This is a genomic window from Paenibacillus sp. PK1-4R, assembly GCF_030369595.1.
Lineage (GTDB): Bacteria > Bacillota > Bacilli > Paenibacillales > Paenibacillaceae > Paenibacillus.
Genome location: NZ_CP126535.1, coordinates 3,996,355 through 4,021,086, shown reverse-complemented (window position 1 = coordinate 4,021,086; position 24,732 = coordinate 3,996,355). Strand labels below are relative to the sequence as shown.

Annotated in this window: 23 protein-coding genes, 1 pseudogene and 1 riboswitch; of the genes and pseudogenes, 15 read left to right on the top strand and 9 right to left on the bottom strand. The window is 44.1% G+C overall.

From position 1 onward, the window contains the following. Positions 1 to 48: 48 nt before the first annotated feature. A complete protein-coding gene (gene xerS, locus QNO02_RS17365) occupies positions 49 to 1,155 on the bottom strand; it encodes a tyrosine recombinase XerS (protein WP_091029427.1) in 1,107 nt (368 codons plus the stop codon). Between the two features lie 178 nt (positions 1,156 to 1,333). Between xerS and QNO02_RS17360 the strand changes: the two genes are divergently transcribed. The 4 genes from QNO02_RS17360 (at position 1,334) to QNO02_RS17345 (ending at position 5,670) form a co-directional block, all read left to right on the top strand. Beyond that, positions 1,334 to 1,822: a GNAT family N-acetyltransferase gene (locus QNO02_RS17360; RefSeq protein WP_076210139.1), complete on the top strand. Its 489-nt coding sequence runs from the start codon at positions 1,334 to 1,336 to the stop codon at positions 1,820 to 1,822. Positions 1,823 to 1,901: 79 nt separating this feature from the next. Then, positions 1,902 to 2,675, top strand: a complete 774-nt coding sequence (locus tag QNO02_RS17355; RefSeq protein WP_091029430.1) for an SDR family NAD(P)-dependent oxidoreductase — start codon at positions 1,902 to 1,904, stop codon at positions 2,673 to 2,675. 125 nt (positions 2,676 to 2,800) lie between these two features. Further along, positions 2,801 to 3,694, top strand: a complete 894-nt coding sequence (locus QNO02_RS17350) for an aldo/keto reductase (RefSeq protein WP_133385168.1) — start codon at positions 2,801 to 2,803, stop codon at positions 3,692 to 3,694. Between the two features lie 629 nt (positions 3,695 to 4,323). Continuing rightward, entirely contained in the window at positions 4,324 to 5,670 is a 1,347-nt protein-coding gene (locus tag QNO02_RS17345; RefSeq protein WP_091029434.1) for an amino acid permease, read from the top strand. A gap of 56 nt (positions 5,671 to 5,726) precedes the next feature. On the opposite strand, the gene QNO02_RS17340 is transcribed toward QNO02_RS17345, so the two are convergent. The 6 genes from QNO02_RS17340 to QNO02_RS17315 form a co-directional block, all read right to left on the bottom strand. After that, the gene (locus QNO02_RS17340) at positions 5,727 to 6,488 is read right to left on the bottom strand and encodes a YqcI/YcgG family protein (RefSeq protein ID WP_036613709.1); all 762 of its coding nucleotides are present in this window, start codon (positions 6,486 to 6,488) and stop codon (positions 5,727 to 5,729) included. 82 nt (positions 6,489 to 6,570) lie between these two features. Further along, a complete protein-coding gene (locus QNO02_RS17335) occupies positions 6,571 to 7,197 on the bottom strand; it encodes a LysE family translocator (protein WP_091029439.1) in 627 nt (208 codons plus the stop codon). A 117-nt stretch (positions 7,198 to 7,314) separates the two neighbouring features. Further along, entirely contained in the window at positions 7,315 to 7,932 is a 618-nt protein-coding gene (locus tag QNO02_RS17330; RefSeq protein ID WP_091029441.1) for a DUF1989 domain-containing protein, read from the bottom strand. Positions 7,933 to 8,080: 148 nt separating this feature from the next. After that, the gene (locus tag QNO02_RS17325; protein WP_289392809.1) at positions 8,081 to 9,577 is read right to left on the bottom strand and encodes an amidase; all 1,497 of its coding nucleotides are present in this window, start codon (positions 9,575 to 9,577) and stop codon (positions 8,081 to 8,083) included. Positions 9,578 to 9,904: 327 nt separating this feature from the next. Next, positions 9,905 to 10,885, bottom strand: a complete 981-nt coding sequence (locus QNO02_RS17320; RefSeq protein WP_091029445.1) for a DMT family transporter — start codon at positions 10,883 to 10,885, stop codon at positions 9,905 to 9,907. Between the two features lie 144 nt (positions 10,886 to 11,029). Continuing rightward, positions 11,030 to 11,183, bottom strand: a riboswitch (FMN riboswitch). A gap of 84 nt (positions 11,184 to 11,267) precedes the next feature. After that, positions 11,268 to 11,768, bottom strand: coding sequence for a DinB family protein (locus tag QNO02_RS17315; RefSeq protein WP_289389490.1), 501 nt, complete (start codon positions 11,766 to 11,768; stop codon positions 11,268 to 11,270). A 143-nt stretch (positions 11,769 to 11,911) separates the two neighbouring features. Here QNO02_RS17315 and QNO02_RS17310 point away from each other — a divergent pair, with 143 nt between their 5' ends. From QNO02_RS17310 to QNO02_RS17290, 5 genes are all read left to right on the top strand, one after another. Further along, the gene (locus QNO02_RS17310) at positions 11,912 to 12,463 is read left to right on the top strand and encodes a CGNR zinc finger domain-containing protein (protein WP_289389489.1); all 552 of its coding nucleotides are present in this window, start codon (positions 11,912 to 11,914) and stop codon (positions 12,461 to 12,463) included. 120 nt (positions 12,464 to 12,583) lie between these two features. Then, entirely contained in the window at positions 12,584 to 13,954 is a 1,371-nt protein-coding gene (locus tag QNO02_RS17305) for an amidohydrolase family protein (RefSeq protein ID WP_502921833.1), read from the top strand. A gap of 520 nt (positions 13,955 to 14,474) precedes the next feature. Beyond that, positions 14,475 to 15,911: a branched-chain amino acid transporter BcaP gene (gene bcaP, locus QNO02_RS17300; RefSeq protein ID WP_289389487.1), complete on the top strand. Its 1,437-nt coding sequence runs from the start codon at positions 14,475 to 14,477 to the stop codon at positions 15,909 to 15,911. A gap of 259 nt (positions 15,912 to 16,170) precedes the next feature. Beyond that, positions 16,171 to 17,250 carry a hypothetical protein gene (locus QNO02_RS17295; RefSeq protein ID WP_289389486.1) on the top strand — a complete coding sequence of 360 codons (1,080 nt, stop codon included), beginning with the start codon at positions 16,171 to 16,173 and terminating at the stop codon, positions 17,248 to 17,250. A 284-nt stretch (positions 17,251 to 17,534) separates the two neighbouring features. Further along, positions 17,535 to 18,455, top strand: a complete 921-nt coding sequence (locus QNO02_RS17290; RefSeq protein ID WP_091029457.1) for a tyrosine-type recombinase/integrase — start codon at positions 17,535 to 17,537, stop codon at positions 18,453 to 18,455. A 271-nt stretch (positions 18,456 to 18,726) separates the two neighbouring features. On the opposite strand, the gene QNO02_RS17285 is transcribed toward QNO02_RS17290, so the two are convergent. Next, positions 18,727 to 19,656, bottom strand: coding sequence for an L-lactate dehydrogenase (locus QNO02_RS17285; RefSeq protein ID WP_289389483.1), 930 nt, complete (start codon positions 19,654 to 19,656; stop codon positions 18,727 to 18,729). Between the two features lie 337 nt (positions 19,657 to 19,993). On the opposite strand from QNO02_RS17285, the gene QNO02_RS17280 reads away from it, so the two are divergent. The 4 genes from QNO02_RS17280 to QNO02_RS17265 all read left to right on the top strand — a co-directional run bounded on the left by QNO02_RS17280 (position 19,994) and on the right by QNO02_RS17265 (position 22,605). Further along, the gene (locus QNO02_RS17280) at positions 19,994 to 21,271 is read left to right on the top strand and encodes a WD40/YVTN/BNR-like repeat-containing protein (RefSeq protein ID WP_165980201.1); all 1,278 of its coding nucleotides are present in this window, start codon (positions 19,994 to 19,996) and stop codon (positions 21,269 to 21,271) included. A 146-nt stretch (positions 21,272 to 21,417) separates the two neighbouring features. After that, entirely contained in the window at positions 21,418 to 21,627 is a 210-nt protein-coding gene (locus tag QNO02_RS17275) for a hypothetical protein (RefSeq protein ID WP_091029464.1), read from the top strand. 126 nt (positions 21,628 to 21,753) lie between these two features. Beyond that, positions 21,754 to 22,026 carry a hypothetical protein gene (locus QNO02_RS17270; protein WP_053061591.1) on the top strand — a complete coding sequence of 91 codons (273 nt, stop codon included), beginning with the start codon at positions 21,754 to 21,756 and terminating at the stop codon, positions 22,024 to 22,026. Between the two features lie 165 nt (positions 22,027 to 22,191). After that, positions 22,192 to 22,605: a hypothetical protein gene (locus QNO02_RS17265; RefSeq protein WP_289389481.1), complete on the top strand. Its 414-nt coding sequence runs from the start codon at positions 22,192 to 22,194 to the stop codon at positions 22,603 to 22,605. A 560-nt stretch (positions 22,606 to 23,165) separates the two neighbouring features. On the opposite strand, the gene QNO02_RS17260 is transcribed toward QNO02_RS17265, so the two are convergent. Further along, a complete protein-coding gene (locus QNO02_RS17260) occupies positions 23,166 to 23,342 on the bottom strand; it encodes a galactose oxidase (protein WP_353959070.1) in 177 nt (58 codons plus the stop codon). Between the two features lie 115 nt (positions 23,343 to 23,457). Here QNO02_RS17260 and QNO02_RS17255 point away from each other — a divergent pair. Together QNO02_RS17255 and QNO02_RS17250 are read left to right on the top strand one after the other, a co-directional pair. Beyond that, a pseudogene (locus QNO02_RS17255) lies at positions 23,458 to 23,631 on the top strand (IS630 family transposase); the annotation flags it as partial. A gap of 320 nt (positions 23,632 to 23,951) precedes the next feature. Continuing rightward, the gene (locus QNO02_RS17250; RefSeq protein WP_289389480.1) at positions 23,952 to 24,731 is read left to right on the top strand and encodes a phosphotransferase family protein; all 780 of its coding nucleotides are present in this window, start codon (positions 23,952 to 23,954) and stop codon (positions 24,729 to 24,731) included. Position 24,732: the final 1 nt, after the last annotated feature.

Genomic DNA, 24,732 nt, shown 5'->3' with positions numbered 1-24,732 from the left:
GGATCGAAATCCTTGATGTGGCTTGCTGCTTTTATTCTGTCCGGGATGTTACATCCCGTCATCAGTACGACGTTCGATGGCTTCGGACATCGTTTTGTCGGTAAGGTGAGCATAGATCTCGGTCGTTTCCGTAGAAGCGTGTCCAAGCTGCTCTTTCGTTTTGTAAATATCATTTTGCAAATAATAGTCGGTTGCGAATGAATGGCGTAATTTGTGCACAGTCAAGTATGGTTTGCCAAAGCGCTTGGCGTATTTCATAATCATGGCCTGGATCGCTCTTTTGGTCATTCGACTTCCTTCTGAATCTCCGTTACGCAAAGCAATGAACAGACCTTTCTCACGCTTGGGCGTACGGTAACGTGATTGCCGCAGGTTCATATAAGTTGCGAGTTCGTCCTTGGCTTGCTCCCTGAAATAAACGGGTGTTTTGTACGTCTCATCATTGTTACCTTTGCGATAAACATACAGGAGTTTGTTGTTCAGATCGAGGTCATCGACGTTCAGATTCACAACCTCCGACACCCGTAAACCTGAATTGAGGATCAGGCTGGCAATGCAGGCGTCCCGTTCTTTGTTGAGCTCATGGGAATACAGTGCCTGTTTGTTCTTTTCCATATCAACAGCGTACCCTTCAAGGATATAGCCGATAAATTCCAGCAGTTCCTCTTCCTCCAGAATTTTACCTTTGAGTTTGGCAGCGGTGTCCTTGGGTTTATGGGTTCGTTTGATCTCGATTTTGGCCATAATGTTCCGCTTCAGCAAAGGATAAAAGTCTTCATCTTCCGCAATCTGGCTCAAATAATGGAAAAGGGAACGAAGGGAAGAGAGTTTGCGAGAGACGGTAATTCTGGAATTGGTTCCTTCCCGTTTGGTTGTGAGAAATAACCGATAGGCGGTAACCGAATCCATGCGAAGGACTTCCAGTTCATTCAAAGTTACTTCTTTATTAGAGCTTGCCTCGGACAGCCCTTCTGCTCGCAACCATCCGAAGAAAGCTTCGTAATCTCTCAGATATTCGAGCAGGGTAGAGGGGGACAGGTCAGGTAGCTTGTAGTCCATGAATTGCTGAACGAACCAAGGCATGGAAGGTAGTTTGTCATCCAGCTTGCGTCGATCAATCTCTTTTTGCACGTTGGTCAAGTTCGACACCTCCATGTGAAAAACATATAAGATTAATATTCAATTTAATAGTATTCTATGCTCTAGTGTACCATAATTTACATGCTCACAGCTTGTTCACCAAAGCAGGCAGTAAGTAGAGGATGCTTCCTTGCCCTTCGGCGCGTAAACCATTAAAGTAATTAGTATACGTAAAGCAGAGGAGGTGAACCGGATGAATATGAAAATAGAACTGGTTCCCCGGGAACGCAGTCAGGTGATTCGGCATTTAATGCAATTTTATCTATATGATTTTACCAAATATCTGAATATTGATGTGGACAGTAACGGCATTTTTCCGGAGTATCCGGGTCTGGAAGCATTCTGGACAGAAGAGGACCGTAAGTTTCCTTTTTTGATTACAAGTGATGGGGCACCTGCAGGGTTTGCTCTGGTGGAGAAGTTGGAGCCTGGAAGTAAGGATAACGACTACTATTTGACTGAGTTTTTTGTGATGCAAAAATATCGGCGCAGTGGAGTGGGCACTCGGGCAGCCTATGAGCTGTTCAAACGTTTTCCAGGAAGATGGAAAGTGACCCAGGTTCGTAACAATGTTATTGCGCAGGCGTTCTGGCGAAAAATTATAGGGGAGTATACTGGAGGCCGCTTTCGAGAGAAGTTCCATCCGGAACTGGGCAATCCAAGCCAATATTTTGTAACCTGATTCCAATCGGGACTTCACTTACATATAAAGCATTCTGTTTGAATGCAGAAATTAAAAAACTAATGAAGGGGTGAGTAACATGAACGTACCCACATTCCATCTTGATGGACAGACAGCACTGGTGACAGGTGCAGGGAGAGGGATCGGAAAAGCAATTGCGATTGGACTTGCCCAGTCAGGCAGTGACGTTGTACTTGTATCCCGAACGATGAAAGAAATTGAGGAGACAGCCACCTACATCTATGAACAGACAGGGCGTAAAGCGCTCGCTCTGACTGCGGATGTGACATCAAAAGGACAACTGGAAGAGACGTTTCAAGAGGCAATCTCGGAGATGGGTAGTCTGGACATTCTGGTGAATAACGCAGGTATGAACATACGGACTCCAGCACTTGAAGTAACGGACGAGCAGTGGGAGACCATCATGCAGACAAACTTAAAATCGGCTTTCTTCGCTTCGCAGTTGGCGGGTCAGCATATGAAAGAACGTGGGACTGGGAAGATCATCAACATCTCTTCGGTAGGTGGGCATACGGCTTTGCGGACAGGGGTTGTATATGGTGCGACCAAAGCTGCATTAATTCATATGACCAAAGTTCTCGCACTGGAATGGGGCAAGTATGGAATCCGTGTCAATTCAGTAGGGCCATGGTATTTCCGAACACCTTTGACTGAAAAGCTACTGGATGATCCCCAGTATTTGCAGGAAATTGTAAGCCGCACACCGCTTCAGCGAGTGGGAGAACTGGAAGAAGTGGTAGGGCCAGTTGTATTCCTGGCATCAGATGCAGCGGGGTACATAACGGGTCAGACGTTATTGGTTGACGGTGGAATGTCCATTTATGGCTTCTAAATAAATGAAGTTGGTTGTAGTTTAGAAAAGTGGGTGGCATAACCAACTCATGGGTAATAACATAGGGAAAGTTAATCATTTCTATTTATCTGTACCCAATTCACTGAACTTGGAGGAAGATAACCATGGAAACGCGCAAGTACGGTAATACTGGCATGAACGTAAGTACACTTGGATTTGGCGGAGCGGAAATAGGCAAAAATGTATCCAAAACGGATGTAGCGACATTGCTGAATAGTGCCCTCGATGCAGGATTAAACGTAATTGACACAGCTGAATGTTACGGGGACAGCGAGGAATTAATCGGTGAGGTGCTGTCACATCGGCGTGATGACTACTATTTGTTCACCAAATGTGGACATGCTGCCGGGATCGAAGGTCCAGATTGGGATGCCAAAGTACTGGAGCAAACGATTGACCGCAGTCTGAAAAGGCTGAAAACGGACTATGTGGATGTTATCCATTTGCATAGCTGCTCTGAAGAAGTACTCCGCCAAGGAGCAGTAATCGAAGTGCTACAGCGTGCCAAGGAAGCAGGAAAGACCAGATTTATCGGATACAGTGGGGATACAACAGATGCGCTATATGCGATTCAGACCGGAGTATTTGACAGCCTGGAGACTTCATTAAATATCGCAGATCAGGAAGCAATTGAACTTACGTTGCCTGAGGCAAGAAAGAGAAACATGGGTGTAATCGCGAAAAGACCAATTGCCAATGCGGCCTGGACGTATGAAACACTTTCGGAAGAGGCTTATCCATTTATATACTGGAAGCGCTTAAGTGAACTAAACTATGGTTTTCTGGGTGAAGATGCCCAGGCAGCGGTGGAAACAGCACTGCGATTTACGCTAAGTACCGAAGGTGTAGACACAGCTATTGTAGGAACAGCTAAGCCAAATCGCTGGCAGCAAAATGCTGATCTTGTGGCTAAAGGCGCATTACCACAGGAAATTTATGATGAGATTAGAGCACGATGGAAAGAAATCGCCGGAACAGACTGGACTGGCCGGACTTAAAAAATGAAGAATATTAGCGAAGCCGCCATTATGGCGGCTTTTTTTATGACCAACATAAAATATTTTCAATATATGAAAAATTCATAATAGCATTCGGAACAGAGGCTGCGAAAAACTTTAGGGGATAATGTCTATACGTCAGCCTAGCGCGAAAACTGGTAAAAAAGGATAAAAAGGAAAAATCCCAGGAAGTAGCCCTTCTTATAAACAACTAAATTTATAAAAAACGACGAAGCTATTAAGAAAATACGAAAAAGAGGCAGTCTACGTTCAAATTAAAAGAAATAACGACTTATTCTATAATATTTCATCATATGAAAAATTCACAATAAAAAAATCATTTTCTCACCTTAGTTACCATCTCTCATATAGCCACATTGACGCACCTCCAAGTTTAAAAGGAAAACCATTTTAAGCGATTGAAGTCAACCACTTTTTTTGCGGATTTAAATAAAATTTAAAATATATCTTTATGAATAATGCCTAAAAGCATACAGCTTAATTTCATTATCAGAATGTTTTTAACATATTAATTATTATGTAAACTAATAATAATTCTTTTGGCAATACAGACATAAAACCTCCATGACCTGTAAATCGTAAGGGGATAAGGTAGAAGGAGGAGCTTCATGAAAAGTCAGCAACACCGTAAAAACGACGACGAAAAACTAAGTTGGGTCAGCCTATCCTTGTTTGGCGCGGGTTGCACACTGGGAACGGGATTTTTTCTAGGGACCAGTCTGGCGATTCATTGGGCCGGGATATCCGTACTTATATTGTTGGTGCTGGCGGCGGCAGGTACTTACTTTGTATTTGGTGCACTGGCACAGATGACCGCAGAAGATCCAAAGGAAGGTGCTTTTCGAACGTATGCAGGCGAAGCATTCGGACCTTGGGCTGGTTTTGGTAGTGGATGGATGTACTGGTTCTCTGAAATGCTCATCATGGGCAGCTCATTAACGGCACTTGGGCTGTTCTCTCAATTCTGGTTTCCCAAGTTTCCGCTTTGGGCATTTGTTGCGATCTATGCCGCTATAGGTTTGTTCATTGCTGCATTGGGAGCGAAGGGATTAACCAAAACGGAGAATATTCTTGCTGTAATCAAACTTGCTGCAACGGTTGCATTTATAGCTATAGCAGGAGCGGCATGTCTGGGTTGGTTACCTGTAAAAGTAACACCAGAGCAATTGAAGAATGAATGGTTCCCGCATGGAGGTAAAGGGGTATGGACCGGTTTCATCTATGCATTCTTTGCTTTTGCCGGGATCGAGGTTATGGGCTTAATGGCAGCTAACCTGAAAGAACCAAAAGATGCAGTGAAATCAGGTCGAGTAATGTTATTATCGGTGAGTACACTCTATGTGATTTCAATTGCGTTGATCCTGTTGCTTGTGCCTTCAGCTCAGTTAACTCCAGATGAAAGTCCGCTTGTCAAAGCCATGTCAACCATTGGATTAACCGTTGTGGTCCACATTCTCAACGGAATTCTGATTATAGCCGGATTTTCGACGATGGTGGCTTCGTTATATGCCATTACGTCCATGTTGGTGAAACTCGCAGAAGATGGAGATGCACCAAAGCTGTTCACAAAGACCTGGGGTAAAAAGGACATGCCAATTCAGGCATTGTGTTGCACAGCGGCTGGATTAGTCCTGTCTACGTTGATGGCATTATGGATGCCCAAGAGTTTGTTTGAATATGTGACGACAGCAGGTAGTCTGGTATTAATGTATACATGGCTGCTCATCTGCATCACGTACATTAAGAAAATGAAGCCCGTGAAGTGGAATCGCATAAAAGTATGGATTGCCATAGTATTCATTGTGGCTGCTGTTGCTGGGACAGCGATGGAAAAAGCCAGCAGAACAGGTCTGCTGGCAAGTGTGGGACTTGTGGTGTTCCTTGGGATTATCACATATGTTGTTCATAAGGTACGTGGCTCGAAACCACCGCAGTCAGCACCATCCAAGCCATAAGCAAGTTTCAGCAACTTTCGTGGAAGTTGCACAACGAATTAATGAGTGCTTTAAGATTATTTCGTCAACTTGCCTAGGGCTTGCTTCATCCGCATGAATGGACATTTGGAAGGTGTCTGCTCATCATCAGGCAGGAAATACTGTTTCCATTCCAGATTATCCTGCTGACCATACCACATCAGCGAAGGATGAGCAGGTACAGCATCATACGCAGCGAGACGTTTGCGAATTAAGGTTTTCATTTTACGGCCAAGAGGGGTGTTGTCATTAATGGATTCGAATACCCAACGTGGTTGAAAGGCAAACATGAGATAAGGAAAATGCCGGCTGGCTCGGAGTTCATGTGCAGGAGTTGCACAGAAACAAAAGTAAGGCTCTCCGCCAAAGCAAAACTCCCATGATGAATCATGAGGATCGGTTGAAATATGTTCCGGCCACGGCTCGGTATCGTGTGAACTTACCCGATTAAGCATTTGCCAGAATAACGTCTGATATTGCTCTACCGTTGTATGATCTTTCAGATCACTTGGCGTCTCACAGATCACAACCATGGAAGCGTAATGGCCAGTGTCTCTGGAGACAGGACCATATTGTCTAAGCAGATCGGCCATATCTTCGGCAGCATGTTCAGATCGGGGGTCACACGTAAAGCCGTACCTCAAATGTCCTGACAGAAATCCCATTCGTCCAGGTACACATGGATACGTATTATCTTCATCGGCGATCATTTTACCAAATTGCGAATAAGCGTCCTGCTGCCAAGATGGAAGACGCTCAAACAAGGTGTTTATTTCGTCGGCACTATACAGCTCCGCCATTGATTCCCAACTCCATTCCACATGATACCGTTACAGTATTAATGTGGGGGAAGTTGGGTGACTGTCCAGTCTGATTTTATTGTCAGAAAAAAATGGAACGTACAGCTTCGTACCCAAAATACAAACCAAATCCGATCAGGCAGATTCCCGAAATGATGGAGATCCAGCGCAATACATTTTCACTGCTATGTTTGTGGAATCGACTGGCCATTCCAGCCATAATGACATCCCACACCAGGATACCAATGAATATGCCTGAGCTGTAGAGCAGCAAATGAGCCATGTCCGTGTGCTTCACAGTTGTCGCGAGAATAGAGCCATAGATCCCAAGCCAAAATAAAATGTTCAGTGGATTGGACAGGGCCATTAAAAAACCGGAAATAAACGATTTTCGAACAGTCGCTTCCGCAGTAGATGTACCTTGAATCCCCTGTTTCAGCTTCGAGAGCGTTTCCACTCCCGTGTAAATCAGAATAAAACTGCCAAATGACCAGAGAAAAGAGCGCATGAACGGCGTGTCCAGAAAATGGGCAACTCCAAAATAAATCAGCAGCATATACACTAAGTCTGCAAACATAGCTCCGAGTCCTAGAATCCAGGCATGCATGAATCCATGTCGAGCTCCACGGTCCAGTTGAGCTGCATTAATCGGACCGATTGGAGCTGACAATGATATTCCCAGAATAATATAACTGAACAGTACAGACATAAACACGTTCACTCCTTAACGGGTTCGACGAATTGTACCAGTAGTCACATAAAATGGGTACAAGTCATCGTATTCCCGCAAGGAGTGAATTAGAACAAACTGTGAGGATATAACACTTTAAACGGCAGGCGACTCCACATCGAGTTGAACAGGTGTACAATGATAGCCATTGCAAGAACTTTCCTCGCACGGACAAGCTGATAAACCGATGATCAGATCCATCAAAGCTTCCATTTCAACATAATCGCCTGCACATGATTCGGGAGCGATAACATCAATTTTGCCTTCACCATCTACTACGGAATTCATAAACAGATTGAAAGGATAATGTTGATCAGGGGGAGAGATACCGAAAGGTTCAAGAGCAGTATTCAGATTATTATAACAACTGGGATGGTCCTTTTTATCATATAAGACCTCATACATTTCCGGACGACAGGCCGAATTGAAAAAATCATGAATGCCTACAGTTTCACTGACAATGGAAATGAGAGGTTTATAACGGTTGGAATACAGGCATTGCCCCGGTTTAATTCTGTAATTGCGCAGGACATCGAGGGTTACCCCGGGATCAAGCCGATTATTAATATTCTGTGCATCATAAGCGACAAAGTCAACCACTTGCTGCCCCTCCAGATCAGTTATACGGATCAGTGAGCCTTTTTTCACTTTAAGAGCGTAGCCTGTCTTAGCAGGAATGTGAATAGATTGCTTATGAGATTCCGTTGAATTCATCACTGTCTCCTCCGAGGTCTTTTTACTTCAGTATGCGGAGATGACATTGCTTTCATGCACTATAGCAAGTAATGTAGGCATGCGAATATGAAGAATAAGAATAGGGTGCATGAAAGATTACTCATGAGAAACGTGTGAAATATTGCGTTTATGCTGGGAACAGCGGATTACCTTTCATCCCAATCCAGAGGTCTGATTGTTCAAGCTGTCCAGCCAGATGTAACAACCAATCTTCGCGTCCCTTGGTTGCCATCACTTGAACGCCCATTGGCAAACCTTCAGGTGTCACATGCAGAGGTACACTTATCGCAGGCTGGCCTGTCAGATTTGCAAGCTGGGTGAACGGTGTATACGTAAGACTTGGCTCAAACATTTCATAGATGAGTTGCTGCTGCTGGGTCTTGTCCAATTCACTGATTCGCATCAGATTACGGATCTGTTCGTCATGAGGTGTCAGTTCCCCAATCTTAGGCGCAGGAAAAGCATTAACAGGTGTGACGTAGAAGTCATAACGCTCGAACAAAGTGGACATCTGGGCTGCAGCTACATCCCATTCAGCTAAGCTATGTACAAATTCCGCAGCGGACACCTTTTTGCCTGCTTCAGCCAGAACCCAGGATTCAATCTCCATATCATCGGAGGTCAGAGCCCGGCCCATGGATCGTTCCATGGAAGAGATCATCGCGGCCATCTCACCACTGTTCATCATGTAATAGTTCTCCATCAACCGAACTCCATTGACTGGACTCAGTTTTTCTTCAACATGATGACCTTGATCTTCCAACCAGCGAACGAGCTTGTATACAGACTCTTTGGCTTCTGCGCTGACAGGTGTACCCACGGGCGAATCCGTTGTGTATGCAATTTTCAGTTTGCGTTGATGTGGATAGCTCATATCTGCCAAGTAACTGCCTGGAAAGAGTGGAGCATGGAACGCAGCTTCGGGCTGAATGACTTGTAACGTATCAAGCAATGCAGCACTGTCCCGAACCGAGCGAGAGAGGGCAAAATCAATCGATGCGCCTTGCCATTGACGACCAACTCCCGGTCCTACAGGTGTGCGCCCGCGTGTTGGCTTCAATCCAAACAATCCGCTAAAGGAAGCCGGGATACGAATCGAACCACCTCCGTCACTGGCTCCAGCGAGAGGAACAATACCCGAAGCTACAGCCGCGGCAGCTCCACCGCTTGAACCACCTGGGGAGTGATTGATATTCCATGGATTGCGAGTTGGACCATGGAGGCGGGGCTCTGTGATATTTTTCAAGCCAAATTCAGGCGTATTGGTATGTCCTATGAAGATAAAGCCTGCATCACGGAGTCGAGTGACAAAATTGGAATTGCGTAATGCACGATGCTCGCTGAACAAACGTGAGCCTGAAGTCAGAAATTCACCTTCCAAGGATTGCGAAATATCTTTCAGGAGCAGGGGCACACCGGCAAAAGGTTGTTCTCCAGGGCGAACCAAGCCAGCCTCCTCCCGTGCCCGATTTTCATATGTACGAATTACCGCATTAAGTTGCGGATTCACTTCTTCAAGGCGTGCAAACGCCGCTTCCAGCATTTCAACCGGGGATACTTCCCGGGATCGGATCAGTTCAGCCAAACCTACGGCGTCGTAGGAGGTATATGAGAATGAAGACATCATGATCGTTCCTCTCTGAATATAATTCATCTGTTTATTCCATATGTCATCGTACCACCGGATTGGATAAAAGACAAAACATAGAAGAGACTTAGCGCGATGATTTTGATATTCGGTATGAAAGGAGAGAATAGAGGAGCATTTGCATTTGTGATATAGAAATAAAGCACAGGGGAATAGCTCATAGTGCTAATTGAGAAAATGATCGAGTAATATCGAGTAAATTGAGTAATGGAAATAAAAAACCACTGCTCATCTAATTTGATGTGCAATGGTTTTATTTTATATTTGACTATTTGTTTATATGTGAACCTCAGATATATCTACTTAATCTGTACGCAGCTTCGGTGCAGCATCGGCCGCAGTTGATGATCTTTCCTGCTGTCTGGAAATGGCGAAGAGGGCCACCCAGATCAGGATAAAACCAAGCAGCTGCTCCCATGTAATCAGTGTACGGAAAGCAATCCAGTTCACCAACACACCCGCCATCGGGAAGCTAAGTTCCGCGAGTGTTGCAACAGATGCTTTGGTTGACGACAGACCTTTGTAATACAACAAAAGACTTAGCAAACCTGGTAACAATGCCTGACCGAGAATATTGAGGATGACAGCAGTCTGTTCACCCGTTCCGGACGGAAATGTCCATGCCGCACCTTCGTTCCACGTCATAAAAATCAGGAGCGGGAGAGCAACGACAAAGCGAAGGGAGGTGACCGTTTCATAACGCGCCTGTCCCAGCATCAATCGGCCCATAACGGTTGAACCTCCCCATAAGGCAGCAGCCCCAAGGGATAACAAGCTTCCAGCATGAATCCAGTTGTCCCAGTTACCTAATGGCAATGTGAAGCCAAATGTAAGCAGGTAGGTTCCTGCTAATGCAATGAAGAACAATCCACCGAAGCGACGAGGCAACGTTTCTTTCAGTAACAGTTTAGCCAGAACGATAGCGAAGAGTGGTTGCATTTTTTGCAATAAAAGCACCGTATTCGGATCGTTATGTGTTAGTGCCATGGTGAACAATACCGTTGCGAGTGCTGATCCTCCCCATGAAATAAAAATCACGGCAATCCAGTGGCGAGCGCGTAGGTTTTTCAGATCAGCCCGAAATTTCCACAGCACGGGTATGGCAATAAGACTGACGATGATGTGTTCCACCAGTACAATCTGCGTGGATGTCATCGTGTTTAGCAAAATAATGCGGAAGAGTGGGTCGACACCCCATAAGGCGGCGCCGAGAACTACAAGCCAGAATCCAGTATTACTTCGTTCCTTGCGGTAAACAGGTGATGCTGCTGATGTCTTTTCCATATTCAGGACTCCTTCGTCAGAACACGGAATCTTCAGTTGGCAAAATCGACAAAAGCCCCCGTTTTGGTATATACCAAATAAACGGGGGCTCATCCAAAGACATGCGTCAGGAAAGAGGCCTTCCCGAGAACGGCATGTCAATGTGTTGATCTTCTCTCATCCGGACTGTACCGTCGGCCTTGGATTCACACCAAGTCAGTCGCTAGATGTCCTTCGTTAAGAACTAATAGCGAGTCGCGGGCTGGTTCCGAAGAACATCACCGCCGGTTGGGAATTGCACCCTACCCCGAAGATCCTATTCAATTATATAGTGTGTTGAACAAGCTGTAACATTAATAAGTTCATCTTATTCCTGTAAGCGCTAGCAGTTCAAGCATTTTTTTTAGAAAACGATTTTCCAGCTTCCTTGCTGTCTGCGAAGGAGCACGATCTGACCTGCGTGATACGCATCATGGAGTACCCAGCGAGCTAGTTCGTGTGCCCATTTCTCTTCGGAGTCCATATATGCGGCATCAAGATCTGACTCTTGTAGTGCAGCCAATTGATCTCGCAACTGCTGGGCTAATCGAGTTGTACCCTGTAGCAGTGTATTCCATCCAGCTGCGTCCGTTGCATCTCCGGAATTCCCAAATGTGTATTCATTGGAGTCTACAGCAGGAAGGGTAGGCTCCTTACCTTGCATGCGACATAATAAGCGATGGTTGTAATAATACATATGGTTAACCAACTGCCAGATGCTTAATCCCCCTGAGGGTGGAATCCAGGCTGCTTGTTCTGCTGTAAGACCCTCCAAGGATTTCGACAAAGGTACAATCCAATTACATTGATCCCAAGTATCATCCTTTTGAATAAGTAACACATCTAGTGCTGTTGTTTTTGTCATTGCCTTTTCCTCCTTGCGTATAATTGTGATTTGTGATGTAACTAGCTAAAACTGATTAATGAGGTTACACTTAATATAACACATCAAAGATGAGTTGTAACCTTCTTTGTTTAATTAGATGGTTACATCAAACGGAGGTATATATGGACAGGTTATGGACCGATTTTGTAAACAGCGATTATCATGACTGGCGTGGGGGAGATCGATCGGAGGACAGACTCGGGAAGGCGAGCTGGCAGCAAGACTTTCTGGAACGATGGCAACTTAATGCTTCTGTCCCTGCATCTCCAGAAGATGAGTTGTCGATGAGAAACTTCAGGAATGAATTGTTGGCTCTTGGAGCCCGCTTGTCTTCTGGAGCATCATTAACGGATATAGAAAAACAATGGTTGAATGGCGTTATGGAAGCAGGGCATGTGAGAAGAACATTGACTACAATTGATCAGGAACTGAAACTCCAACTGGTAGCTATAGAAACGGGTTGGCATCAGGTTATGGCTGAGGTAGCTGCTGACTTTGTTTTGACTTTGGTAGAGGGAGAAGGAGGCAGGATTCGGATCTGTGATAATTCGGATTGTCGCTGGATGTTCTATGATGATACCCGAAGCAGAACACAGAAGTACTGTGATGATAAGATGTGTGGAAATCTGATGAAGGTCAGAAGATTTCGGGCGAAACGCAAATCCCAAAATTGATAAATACTAACAATAACTATATAATGTATATATACTAGCGAAAAAATAGTCAGAAGCAGTACGGATTCGTAAGCAGGATATGATCGTCTTTCAAAGCAAATCAGATGGGAGATGTGTCTTGTGCGGACAAGTTATCTGTTGAAAAATGGCTGTGTGTTGTCGATGGATGCTCGAATTGGACAGTATAAGAGGGCGGACGTTCTGATTCAGGATTCACTGATCATGGCGATCCAGCCCGACCTGGATATTCCGGATGCAGAGATCATTGATGCTTCATCCATGATTATTATTCCTGGGCTGGTGGACACGCATCGGCATGTGTGGGAATCACTGGTCAAAACAGCGGGGACCAACTGGTCCTTGCCAGTTTATTTGCAAAATCTCTATTATGGTGCGATGGGAAGCAAGCTCCGTCCACAAGATAGTTATATTGCCAACCTGCTCGGTTCCTTGGAAGCGCTTAACGCAGGAGTGACGACAGTAATGGATTGGAGCATGCCGTATTCCCCTGACCATACGGATGAACTGATTCGTGGACTTCAGGATGCTGGCATTCGGGCGGTATTTGCTCATGGAGTCCCTGGTGAGACGGACTACTGGAATCGGGATAGTCAACTCACGTATTCGAATAATGATGTGAGAAGAGTCAAAGAACGTTATTTTTCATCACGGGATCAATTACTTACTTATGGGCTTGCCATTCGTGGCCCAGAATTCAGTCATTGGGATACAACCGTGAAAGAGATCGAACTAGCACAAGAACTGGATGCAATCTGTTCCATGCATGCCGGATTTGGCAGTTGGGGATCTGTGGATCGCTCGATTAACCACTTGTACGAAGCGGGACTGTTAAGTCCACGGGTGAATATCGTTCATGGTAACACCATGGGTATGGATGAATACAAAATGCTGGCAGATAGTGGCGCTTCCTTGTCGGTCACACCTGAGATTGAAATGATGATGGGTCATGGATATCCAGCCACCGGCTATTTTCTTGAACATGGGGGAACCCCTACACTTGGTGTAGATGTAGTGACGTCCACAGGCGGAGATATGTTCTCGCAGATGAAGTTTGCACTTCAGGCTGAACGATCCAGAGCTAATGAACAACTTCTGCAGCAGGGTGAGATGCCTGGTGAGTTGAACTTGCAGTCCAGCCAAGTGCTGAGATTTGCTACTTCAGCTGGTGCCCAAGCATTGGGATTGGAGCAGAAGGTGGGTACGTTGACCCCAGGGAAGGAAGCGGATCTGATCATGATTCGTACCACCGATCTGAATATGTTCCCCGTTCATGATCCAATCGGCGCTGTTGTGCAATTTGCCAATCCATCCAATGTGGATACGGTCTTTGTGGCAGGTAGACTCGTGAAGCGAGAGGGTAAGCTGTTGAATGTTGATCTGGACGCAATTCGGGATACGGTGATGCAGAGCAAAGATTATTTGTTATCCCAATACCGGATGTCGGACGCGGAGAGAATCGCTTTTTCATAATTTACTTTTTCATAAAAACCTGAAATGAAGTCAGTTCGTATTTTTATATACACCTCTACCTATAGTAAGAAATAAAGAGCCGCATAATGATATGTGGCTCTTTTACATGCCTTCATATCGTCGAATTAGACAGGATAAGGGAGGAAGATACAGCGGAAAAAGACGAAAAGAGCTCTCTTTCTCTTAACTTCAGATAACAAGGGATATAAGATATTTTTTACGTAAAAATAGGCTCATAAAAACTGCGCATAATATAAATTATACGCAGTTTTGTTTTAAATCGATTTTCATATTTGTCCACGTGCAACAGTTCATGATAATTTTCGCGAAAAAAGAACAAAATAAGTGATCCTTAAAAATAAATTTAACCAAGCAACGCGATAACGTGTAGAATTCGATAGGTTTTTATAGGTGATCGATAAGATAGAACAAATGACTTTTTCATAGAACAGATGGGAAGCCATCCAATCGCTGCTACATCCATAGCACAATCAAGATTCATGACGAGAGGAACATGACTATGCGTGAGAACGAACATCAATCTTCATTATTTCGTAAAAAACCAATTGCCTCGGAGGGCGATAACAGCAGTGCATTGAAACGGGCGCTTGGTCCGTTGGACTTAACCACACTTGGGGTGGGTGCCATTATTGGTACCGGGATTTTTGTGCTGACCGGTGTAGCTGCCGCAACGTATGCTGGCCCTGGCCTTGTACTGTCATTTTTGCTGGCAGGTATCATATGTGCCTTCGCTGCATTGTGTTACTCTGAGTTTGCCTCAAGCATACCGGCATCGGGTAGTGCGTACACGTATAGTTATACTGCTTTTGGCGAAGTGATTGCCTGGATTCTGGGATGGGATTTGATATTGGAGTATGGATTCGCGAGTGCAGCGGTAGCCAGCGGATGGTCTGGATATTTCCAGACGTTATTGTCCGGATTTGGATTGGAGTTACCACATGCGCTGACGAGTGCGTTCAGCCCGGAAAAAGGAACCTATTTTGATATCACGGCTGCGGTCATTACGTTAATCATCACCTTCCTGTTAACCCGAGGGGTGAAAGAGGCGGCTCGTGCTAACGGTATCATGGTAGCGATTAAAATTATCGTGGTGCTGATCTTTATTGGTGTAGGTGTCTTCTATGTAGAGCCAACTAACTGGCAACCATTCTTGCCTTTTGGTATCTCAGGCGTAACTGCGGGAGCAGCAACCGTATTCTTTGCTTACATCGGATTTGATGCGGTCTCTACAGCGGCAGAAGAGGTTAAGCGGCCACAACGGGATTTGCCGATCGGAATTATTGCGTCACTGGCGATCTGTACCGTTCTCTACATCGTTGTATCGTTGATCCTGACAGGGATTGTGCCTTATAACATGTTGAATGTAAGTGATCCGGTTGCGTTTGCATTTGAATTTGTCCAATTGAAGGAATTGTCCTGGATTGTGTCCTTAGGAGCGATTACGGGTATTACGACGGTATTACTGGTCATGATGTATGGTCAGACACGTCTGCTCTATTCCATGTCTCGTGACGGACTCCTGTCACCGGTCTTCTCCAAGGTTAGTGGTAAAAGTCAGACTCCAGCGGTAGGGACATGGGTTGCGGGCATCATCGTCGCTTTGTTCTCCGGGTTCATCTCGCTGGGACATTTGGCGGAGCTTACGAACATCGGAACGTTGTTTGCTTTTGCAGTTGTAAGTCTGGGCATTATCGTGTTGCGTAAAAATAATCCTGATCTCAAACGCGGTTTCCGCGTTCCACTTGTGCCACTGATTCCGATTCTGAGTGCCTTGGGTTGTGTATACTTGATGACACGCCTTGCGGCTCTGACATGGATTACGTTTTTTGCTTGGTTGATCATCGGATTGATTATCTACTTTGCGTATGGACGTCATCATAGTCATCTGAATCCGGCACGCCGGATCTCCAGTGCTTTGAGAGCGAAGGATAAATAGATTAGTTGAGAACGTCTTTAACCGAGAACATCTTCATTTATCCTCATTTCGTATCGCTTAGGCGAAGCGGGATGGGGATTTTTTTATATAGAAAGATAAAGGAAGATAACAGCAGGGGAAGGTTGGAATTTTCTTCATATATGGGTAAGTAATTAGGGACGTGACGAACTTAATCACGGGGGCGGGGTTGCGGCTAAGCCAAATATGAAATATATTTGGGGATGTGACATGCCATCAGACATAAGAGAGGGGATGTATCATGAACACACCATTACATACGAATTCAGATCATCAAAATGCAGCTTTTGGATTTGCACTGGCTGACTCAGCTGTACTTGCAGAGGCGCAATTAATTGTTTCACAATTAGAGGATTCACAAACCTTACAGTTGGATATTGATCCACAGCGTCTTCTGAAGGATGGACGTAAGGTATCTGTCATTGCACAACAGTTGGATTCACCCGTCAATCGTCAGGATGCCAATATCATCTATGGTCAGGAGTTAGCATACGTGCAGTATGCTGTTAACCTGAAACCGGATAGCTCGATCTCCATTGCTTCTATTGAAGGCGTTGAACAGTCTGTTAATCTTGGTTGGGCAGCATTTCAGGAGGGGGAATACGAACTTCGAATCTCCCTGCATATGAAAACACCTCGTATTGCTGAAGGTACACTCGAACCTGAACAACTTGCAATGGTTAAGTATGCGCAAGTTATCACCGTATATATATCGCTTTTCCCGGCAGAAGCAGCGTCGTTGAGTTCACCATCTCAAGCTGTGTGGAGCAGAAACCATCATGTGTTTGACTCCTACGGGAGAGGAGGATTTATTCTCGCTGACCTGCCTCGACTCGCTAAGCGTGTGGAGGAACTGATTGGACCAGGTAACCATAATCTGATCGAACAATTTGCGGAAGGGGAACTGTCGGATACGTTGCTGGAAGAAGGGTTGATGGCGATCGCATGGGGAGTGACTCCGTGGTGTTATTCACTCTATTCTGCACCAGATGAGCAGTCTGCTGGAATACTTGCCGTGGACAAGCTGGGCGATGAACCTGAACGGCAAGGGATCTACCGTATTGATCCGTCCATTCAACAATTAAGTATCGTACCTGCGAATGAGCTGGCTTATTGGCCTGCCTGCGTTCAGAACGATTGGCCTGTCATTGATGTGGCGGGTGAAGGCGAGACGTTGCACATGAATTTATATACTCAGATCTGTGAATCCGTGAATGGGCTGCACGAGAATCCATTGCCATCGTTTGTACTTACCCGTAGTCAAGGCAAACCCGAAGCGATCATTCCGCTGATTGACGTTGTCATTGTGGATGAAGCGTAGGAGCACTGCTTAGCTTAGACTATAATAAATATATAAATTGAACTATTCATTTACACGATAACGGAGAGGACAGAAAGAACCTGAAAAAGCGAAGCTAAAAGCTTTCTGCAAGAAAGCTACTTCGGAAGCATACGCTTCGCCTTTATCCACGGATTTTCCCCTTTAGAAAAGGGAATCAGAAAAATCTGGGGGTAACAGCGATTGGAAGGTTGTTCTGTCATCGTAGTATCAGCGTAAATAATCTTAGTCAATTTTAAAGAACCGAATCGAGGTGACGTAGACAGATGATGACTGAGGAGATCCAGGAGCAATATGCGGACGAGCTAGAAGCTTTTCACATATGGATGAAGGATGCCGGATATACAGGCCATACGGTAAAATCATACACGGGTGACGTGGTGGAATTCCTGGTCTCCATTCAAGGAAAGTCACTGGAGCAGGTCAAAAAGCTGCATGTGTTGTCTTTTCTGTCCCGCGCTCGGGAGCGTGGGGTTAGTGATGCCACGAGAAATCGCAAACATGCGGCGGTGAACTGTTTTTACAAGTCCCTCATTGAACTCGAATTGTTAACAAATAATCCGGCGTTTGGGATCAAGAAATCCAAAACCGAAAAAAACCGTGCGCCCGTTTTTCTTGATGAAAGTGGGCTGACACGTTTCCTGGAGTCGGTAGAAGGCAAGTATCGCACACGTAATCTGGCTGTTTTTCTACTGATGGGATATATGGGATTACGGGTTGGAGAAGTGCATGCGTTGGATTGCAAAGACTATAATGCGGAGCGACGTACATTGGATGTATTTGGTAAAGGTCGTAAATGGCGCTCGCTCCCTGTACCGGAGACCGTGGCAAAAGTATTATCTCAAGCGATGGCTGAGCGTCTCGATCCTTGGAGGCCAAAAGAGGAAGCGTTATTTGTCTCGCAAAAAGGGAAAAGACTGTCGATTCGCAGCATCCAGCTCATATCTACGGAAACTTTTGAACGCTTCCAGCAGGAATCACCAGCCAATCAACGTCAAAACTACTCCAGTCATAAGCTGCGTCACTCCTTCGCGACCATGATGTTACGGCGTGGAGCCGACTTGCGTACGGTTCAGGAACTGCTTGGTCATGCATCGATACAAACGACAACCGTGTACACACACGTCACCAGTAGGGAGAAAGAAGAGGCTATGGCTCTGCTGGACGTTAAACTTCCGTCATATTAGAAGAAAAAAGCCAATATTTAATCCAAAAAGGAGTCTGTCCAAGTGACAGGCTTTTGTTGTTATTGATTTAATGATGGATATTTAAACATAATTAATATTATGTAAACTAATATCTGATATCTAAATACTCATATAAATAGAAGTCAAACTAAAGAACCATTCGCTTCTTCTCTCTGGAAGAAACAATGGTTCTTTTAGCTAGCACAGATATTCTAATTCACAACGGTTAATATGTTTAATCGTTCACGGTATGAATGATTATGTGGTCGGATTACTCCAATCCAGCGATTTGTTCTTTTAATTTGTTAGCAGATGCTTGGAAAGCCACTTTCTCGGTTTCATTCAACGGAAGAGGCAGAATCTCGCGCACACCGTTGCGATCAACAACGCATGGAACGCCTAGGTAAACATCCGATACGCCATTGTAATCTTCAAGCAATGTGGACACGTTCAGAACGGAGCCCTCGTTGCCGAGAATTGCAGCTACAATGCGGTCCAGAGCGAGGGCGATTGCATAGGAAGTCGCTCCTTTGGCATTAATAATCTCATACGCTGCATTTTTGGTACGGTCGAAGATATCCTGTTGTGTTTCTTCATCCAATTCCAGATCTGTTCCTGCAACGTTAGCCAGGCTCCATACCGGTACTTCGGAATCTCCGTGCTCACCAATAATGTGTGCGTGAATACTACGCGGGTCGATTCCTTTATTTTTACCAATCAAGTAACGGAAACGTGCGCTATCGAGCAATGTACCTGAACCGATAACACGGGAAGCAGGCCATCCACTTTGTTTCCATGAAGTATAGGACAAAATATCTACAGGATTGGTTGCAATCAGCAAAATACCATGAGAATTCACTTCAGTAATACGCTCGATAATATCTTTGAAAATGCTTGCATTTTTCTTCAGCAGATCAATCCGAGTTTCGCCCGGCTTCTGGGAAGCACCCGCTGTAATAATAATGATATCTGCATCTTTGCAGTCGGAATAATCGCCAGCCCATACTTTCACGCCTCCCGTAAACGGCAGACCGTGGTTCATATCCAGCATTTCGCCGGTTGCTTTATCATGATTCACATCCACAAATACCAACTCGGACGAACGCTGTCTCAACATTAGCGTGTATCCCGTTGTTGTTCCCACCGCACCCATGCCTACAATCACGACACGACTTGGTTTCAGAGCTGCATTATTTGTCATGTTCATATCCTCTCCTTTTTGGGTTATACTCCCATCCATATTAAGGGATTAGAGAATATAAAGCGAGTGTTGTCTATAAAATAGTTCACATTTCATGTCTTTTTACCAATTATTCCGTCGAAAAACAGTTTAGGATGAAATTAATGGTAATAAATGTGCGCGACATATTAGCCTGAGCATAAGATGGAACAAGGAATGGGCTGTCCGTGAGTGGGCTATGAGCCTTTTACATAAGGTTTGTGGTAGAATAGGAGCAGTGGATTCTGATGAATCGTAAATAAAACGCCATAGGACAGGCATGCGCGCCTGTATATTGGATGAGAGAGGTGGAACCCACTTGCGTTCGCAATGGATTAAAATCGCGCAGACAGCATTGCTGTCTATAGGTATAGCAGCTGTATTGGCTGCATGCACCGACTCAGATCAACCTCCGGTAGCAGAGCCTCCGCAGCAGCAGGAGGACGCCGGGAATACAGGGCAGACATTAACTGTCGTTCCCCCTGTGAACAGTACAGAATCTGCAGATATGGCCAAGTACCAGATACAGACTCGTTTGACCGATTTTCAGTTGCTCAATGACAACGGAGGATTGGCGTGGGGTGTGACGCGGAATGCGCTGCGCCTGTACTACACTCAGGATCAGGGAAAGACCTGGACTAATATTTCACCTTCGGAAAATGTACAGTTTCCGGCTAACCCTAAATATGGACAAAGCATTTATTTTGTAGATCGTGCACATGGTTGGATTGTTCGTGAAGGCATGGGTGGAACAGATACCATGGTGCTTCGCACCAACAATGGGGGCGTAACTTGGAGCCTGTCTTCTCTGTCCAAGACGGATAAAGTGACTGCGATCTCATTTGTATCTCCTGAAAAAGGCTGGATTCTCACCACGGTTGATACCGCTATTGGTAAACAGGACAAGAAACTTTACTTCACCGAGGACGGTGGAATTACCTGGAATCGGATGTCATCCAGTGATGAAGATGGTAAACAGGAAGCAGAAGAGATTTCCAAACGTGGATACACCACGGGGATGACTTTCTCGGATCCAAAGCATGGTTTCTTAACAGCGCTGGAGTTCGGCACACCGAAGTTGTATGTAACATCAGACGGCGGAGAGAACTGGAATACTGGACCATCTTTCTTTGATCGAAACAAATTCAACGGGTGTGGTAATTTCAGTGTTAGTTCACCACAATTTTTTGGACGTGAAGCGCAATCAGCCTGGATGTCAATGTCCTGTTCTCAAGGCGAGAGCACGACATTCAATGGATTCTTTACCACCGATGGCGGAAAGAGCTGGAAGCTGTCCAATTTCACTTTAAACAAACAAAAGGGTCCGAATCGTAACCTTTCACCGGTATTTCTAAACGCATCGGAAGGTTGGGCGATGCAAAAGGGCATAACCTACCACACCAAGGATGCGGGCAAAACGTGGAGCGCTCTTCCTGCAAGCAGTGTACTGGAGAAAATTCTCGAAGATTATCCGGAAATTGTGAAGATTCAGATGGTTAACCCCAAGCTTGGCTGGATATTGGTTGAAAATACAGATGCCAAAAGATCGTTGTTATTGCAAACGGTAGATGGCGGTGTACATTGGAAAGTACTATAAGTGCAATATGTAATAGATGTAAATAGATAGGGAAATTAGAGGAGCCTGAGGGTTCCTTTTTTTTTTCGCTTAGTTTGTGAAATAAATCACAAATAAATCCTCTAGAAGGTGATATATTTAACTCAACAAGAGAAGGAGTGATGAAGATGAGAACCAACGGTCAAACTCAATTCACGCAGGCGGATGAATTAACCAGATATATGCTTCAATTATGCTACACATGTGACGATGCGAATCGTTGTACGACAGAGGAAGCGGTGAAGGCTTGCATGGCAGAACACGCACAGGCAGACCAGCCCGAACCAGCCGAAGGTGGAGAAGTAACTCGCGGGTTTATGGACTTGATGTACGCTTAGTTATCAAAACGGATCAAAGAAGGCTGATATATCAACGTTTTGCCCCTGAAGTACCCCCCCCCTAGAATAGGACATTGGAAAAACCTCTGGGTTTAGCCGATGAAATTCTAGGGGGTGTATTTTTTTATGGCGATTAAAGGACACTTTGAAAGTGTTATCTCGGTTGTTATCACGATTACTATTGTAAGAGGAACGTTAGCAACTGAATCAGTTATTTATTCCGCGACATCTACGAATGACTTTGGCCCTCTGGCACCACAGATTATCACATTTCCAGCAAAAGATTTCAATCCACCACTCTTACTACAATTGACGTACACTGCTTTTATAGGCACTAGCCTGGTACCTGTTATTCGTGTAGGTCCTGAGAACTTCGATTGGTTCATTGTCTCAGACTAATCTTAACAAAAAGGATAATTATGGTGATATAGGAACAAATCCGATAGCATCGGTAAATATGACTTCACTGGCATAAAGCTGGAGGAGTCATTTTTTATTATTTGGATTTTAAATCCTACAACTGTTAAAGTTAGGATATCCGACAGAAGAGAGGGGAATACTTAAATGGAAACTATAGCAAATGGAGTTCTCAAAAATTTGACTTACCTTGTTTTAATTATTGTTTTATTCGCAGTTGGATCTATGTTACTCAATAACCAACTTACGCAAGCCAGAACGAGATTTGATGTTAGTCCTTTTTTGATAACAATTATACCAATTGTTTTCTTCGGAGGTATTGGTGTGGTTCTTGGATTAATGATTAGAGGACAATTGAGATCAACAAAACAACAGGACACATCGGGTTTCCTACTGATAACTTTACCGGCTCTTATTGTTTCTTTAAGTTATGTATGGGCCTCATTTGGATGGTTAAATGATTCTGTATATCAATATATTGTTGTTAATGACTATTTAGTGATTGTGGCTAGTGTAATCTTAGGATTCTCTATAATGTCAGCTTTACCAAAGAAAATTTAGGGTAATATCGGAATTTAGTTGGAAAGGTTCTCAGTAAAAATCCAACTTCTAATACCTTTAATTATATTACAGGCTGGGGTTATGTGAATTGGTATCCTGACTCAACCGTTTCAGGTCCTAGAGGTAACTCTGAAGGAACTGTAACTGCTACAGGTATGGGCTCGGACTACAAGTTATTCTTATTCTATGCATTAACTAAATAATTGGACTTATAAATTATGAACGAGCTCCACTACTAAAAGTTAGTGGGGCTCTATTTTTAATTATAGAGTTTTATCAAGCAGCGTGTCCGGCTCTTGTTTGTCTGCAGCTCAGCAGTAGCCTTCGGCCTAGTAAACGTTTGAGAATCCGGACCGCTTGATAATACTTATCTGCCCCATTCCTATAAATGTATGTGATGTCTCCCGCGCTGTTATACTTCCAAGGTAAAGTTATCTCCAATAGAACAATTCTGTTTTTTTCTGGAATTTATGACCGGTAGTATAATTGGGCTTAATGAAATATCTCCTGAATTGAATACATAAATAGAGCAGGAGGGATTACCTCACTGCTCTTTCTTTTTATTTGGTCGTATATTCACTTACTTCAAACGTTAGAATTTTATCGAATATCACGTAATTTGTACGCTTACTAAATGGACCTTTGTTGTTGCTGTATTTGTTGATGGCGAACTTGGCCGGTCCAGCTCCTCCATCACGAGCATCATACCAGTTGAGGAATGCATTTACCTCACTCATTGGAAGATCGTATTCTTTCTCTAAACCAGTTGTCAATGTGACTACTAGGATAGCACGATCCCCAGATGGTTGTTCAGGCTGTGGTTCTGGGATAGAAGGTTGTTCTGGTTCAGTTTACAGCCCTCAACTAAATGCCGTCGAGGGATTATGGAAATGGCTGAAATCCGATGTAATTAACAACGTCTTCTACCACAAAGTGACTGAAATTCGCATCAACGTAGAGCAATTCATGAACGAGATTATGCAAGTGCCTTTGACAATCATAGATCTGCTCTGCGTCAGGTTCTAGCGAGTCGTTTCTTTAGTTCCATCTAAATAGAACTCAGATGAGAAGCAATAAATCAGCTTGTACAACTACAAACGTATGTGAGAGAAAATTATAGTAAGATGGATCTGATGTACGCTTAGACTAATGATTCATGGAGAACGCTCCTGCGGGAGTGTTCTTTTTGATTTGTTGATAAATGTATGCGTTTTTAAATTCACTTCGCAAATATTGTAGCATGGGTTATTATAGAAATAATTAAGGTAAATCACTCAAAATGTGGATTTTTTTTATTGACTTTATCTGAAAGAGAAAGGACATGAAATTGTAGAAAGGACAAAACTATGAACATTCAGGATCTCTCAATTGAAATAAAAGAACATATAGGGGAAGTCCAGAAAATCACTTTTCCTAAGCAAGGTCATACTTCTACTGTGGCTATTCTGGATACGTTTGATCAAAAGTACATCATCAAGAAGACAGAAAACGATCTTTATAATGAATGGTTATCCGATGAATATAAGGTGCTCCAATACCTTTACCATACGGGACTCCCTGTTCCAAAGGTATATTCATTTCATACTGAGGACACATCGAGATGGCTTCTGATGGATTACATTGATGGAATAAGTTTAAGAGAATTTCTCTCTAAAATGCCTGACCTCCAAAGTAAAGAAAAAGCGATTTTTAACTTTGGGCTTTGTTTAAAGAAATTACATGCATGCTCTTGTCCTGTTGAATTATTGAACAATTTAACTCCTTGGTTAGATACAATGCTCAACAAAGCAGAATATAATCTAACTCACTTTGCTGTAGACGGCTCAGCAGAACTACTTCAACAGTTAAAAGAAGCAAGACCAAAACTAATAGAGAACACTGTCATTCATGGAGATTTCACTATAGATAATGTGCTAGTTAATGATTGCAATATTGTTGGAGTTATTGACTGGGCAGGAGCAGCTTATGGCGATCCAAGATATGATGTAGCATTAGCCATTAGACCGAAACATAATGCTTTTGATAATGAAAGAGATAGAGAAATCTTTTATAAAGGGTATGGAAAGTTAAGAATAACGGATGAAGAATACAATTATTTTGAAGACGGAATATATAACTTCTTTTAGC

What these genes read in the sequence shown, in the direction of transcription:
- QNO02_RS17285 (WP_289389483.1), bottom strand. Translation starts at nt 19,656, where the DNA reads ATGACAAATAATGCAGCTCTGAAACCAAGTCGTGTCGTGATTGTAGGC.
- QNO02_RS17350 (WP_133385168.1), top strand. Translation starts at nt 2,801, where the DNA reads ATGGAAACGCGCAAGTACGGTAATACTGGCATGAACGTAAGTACACTT.
- QNO02_RS17270 (WP_053061591.1), top strand. Translation starts at nt 21,754, where the DNA reads ATGGCGATTAAAGGACACTTTGAAAGTGTTATCTCGGTTGTTATCACG.
- bcaP (WP_289389487.1), top strand. Translation starts at nt 14,475, where the DNA reads ATGCGTGAGAACGAACATCAATCTTCATTATTTCGTAAAAAACCAATT.
- QNO02_RS17250 (WP_289389480.1), top strand. Translation starts at nt 23,952, where the DNA reads ATGAACATTCAGGATCTCTCAATTGAAATAAAAGAACATATAGGGGAA.
- QNO02_RS17330 (WP_091029441.1), bottom strand. Translation starts at nt 7,932, where the DNA reads ATGAATTCAACGGAATCTCATAAGCAATCTATTCACATTCCTGCTAAG.
- QNO02_RS17325 (WP_289392809.1), bottom strand. Translation starts at nt 9,577, where the DNA reads ATGTCTTCATTCTCATATACCTCCTACGACGCCGTAGGTTTGGCTGAA.
- QNO02_RS17265 (WP_289389481.1), top strand. Translation starts at nt 22,192, where the DNA reads ATGGAAACTATAGCAAATGGAGTTCTCAAAAATTTGACTTACCTTGTT.
- QNO02_RS17340 (WP_036613709.1), bottom strand. Translation starts at nt 6,488, where the DNA reads ATGGCGGAGCTGTATAGTGCCGACGAAATAAACACCTTGTTTGAGCGT.
- QNO02_RS17345 (WP_091029434.1), top strand. Translation starts at nt 4,324, where the DNA reads ATGAAAAGTCAGCAACACCGTAAAAACGACGACGAAAAACTAAGTTGG.
- QNO02_RS17290 (WP_091029457.1), top strand. Translation starts at nt 17,535, where the DNA reads ATGATGACTGAGGAGATCCAGGAGCAATATGCGGACGAGCTAGAAGCT.
- xerS (WP_091029427.1), bottom strand. Translation starts at nt 1,155, where the DNA reads ATGGAGGTGTCGAACTTGACCAACGTGCAAAAAGAGATTGATCGACGC.
- QNO02_RS17260 (WP_353959070.1), bottom strand. Translation starts at nt 23,342, where the DNA reads ATGAGTGAGGTAAATGCATTCCTCAACTGGTATGATGCTCGTGATGGA.
- QNO02_RS17275 (WP_091029464.1), top strand. Translation starts at nt 21,418, where the DNA reads ATGAGAACCAACGGTCAAACTCAATTCACGCAGGCGGATGAATTAACC.
- QNO02_RS17320 (WP_091029445.1), bottom strand. Translation starts at nt 10,885, where the DNA reads ATGGAAAAGACATCAGCAGCATCACCTGTTTACCGCAAGGAACGAAGT.
- QNO02_RS17360 (WP_076210139.1), top strand. Translation starts at nt 1,334, where the DNA reads ATGAATATGAAAATAGAACTGGTTCCCCGGGAACGCAGTCAGGTGATT.
- QNO02_RS17295 (WP_289389486.1), top strand. Translation starts at nt 16,171, where the DNA reads ATGAACACACCATTACATACGAATTCAGATCATCAAAATGCAGCTTTT.
- QNO02_RS17315 (WP_289389490.1), bottom strand. Translation starts at nt 11,768, where the DNA reads ATGACAAAAACAACAGCACTAGATGTGTTACTTATTCAAAAGGATGAT.
- QNO02_RS17355 (WP_091029430.1), top strand. Translation starts at nt 1,902, where the DNA reads ATGAACGTACCCACATTCCATCTTGATGGACAGACAGCACTGGTGACA.
- QNO02_RS17310 (WP_289389489.1), top strand. Translation starts at nt 11,912, where the DNA reads ATGGACAGGTTATGGACCGATTTTGTAAACAGCGATTATCATGACTGG.
- QNO02_RS17335 (WP_091029439.1), bottom strand. Translation starts at nt 7,197, where the DNA reads ATGTCTGTACTGTTCAGTTATATTATTCTGGGAATATCATTGTCAGCT.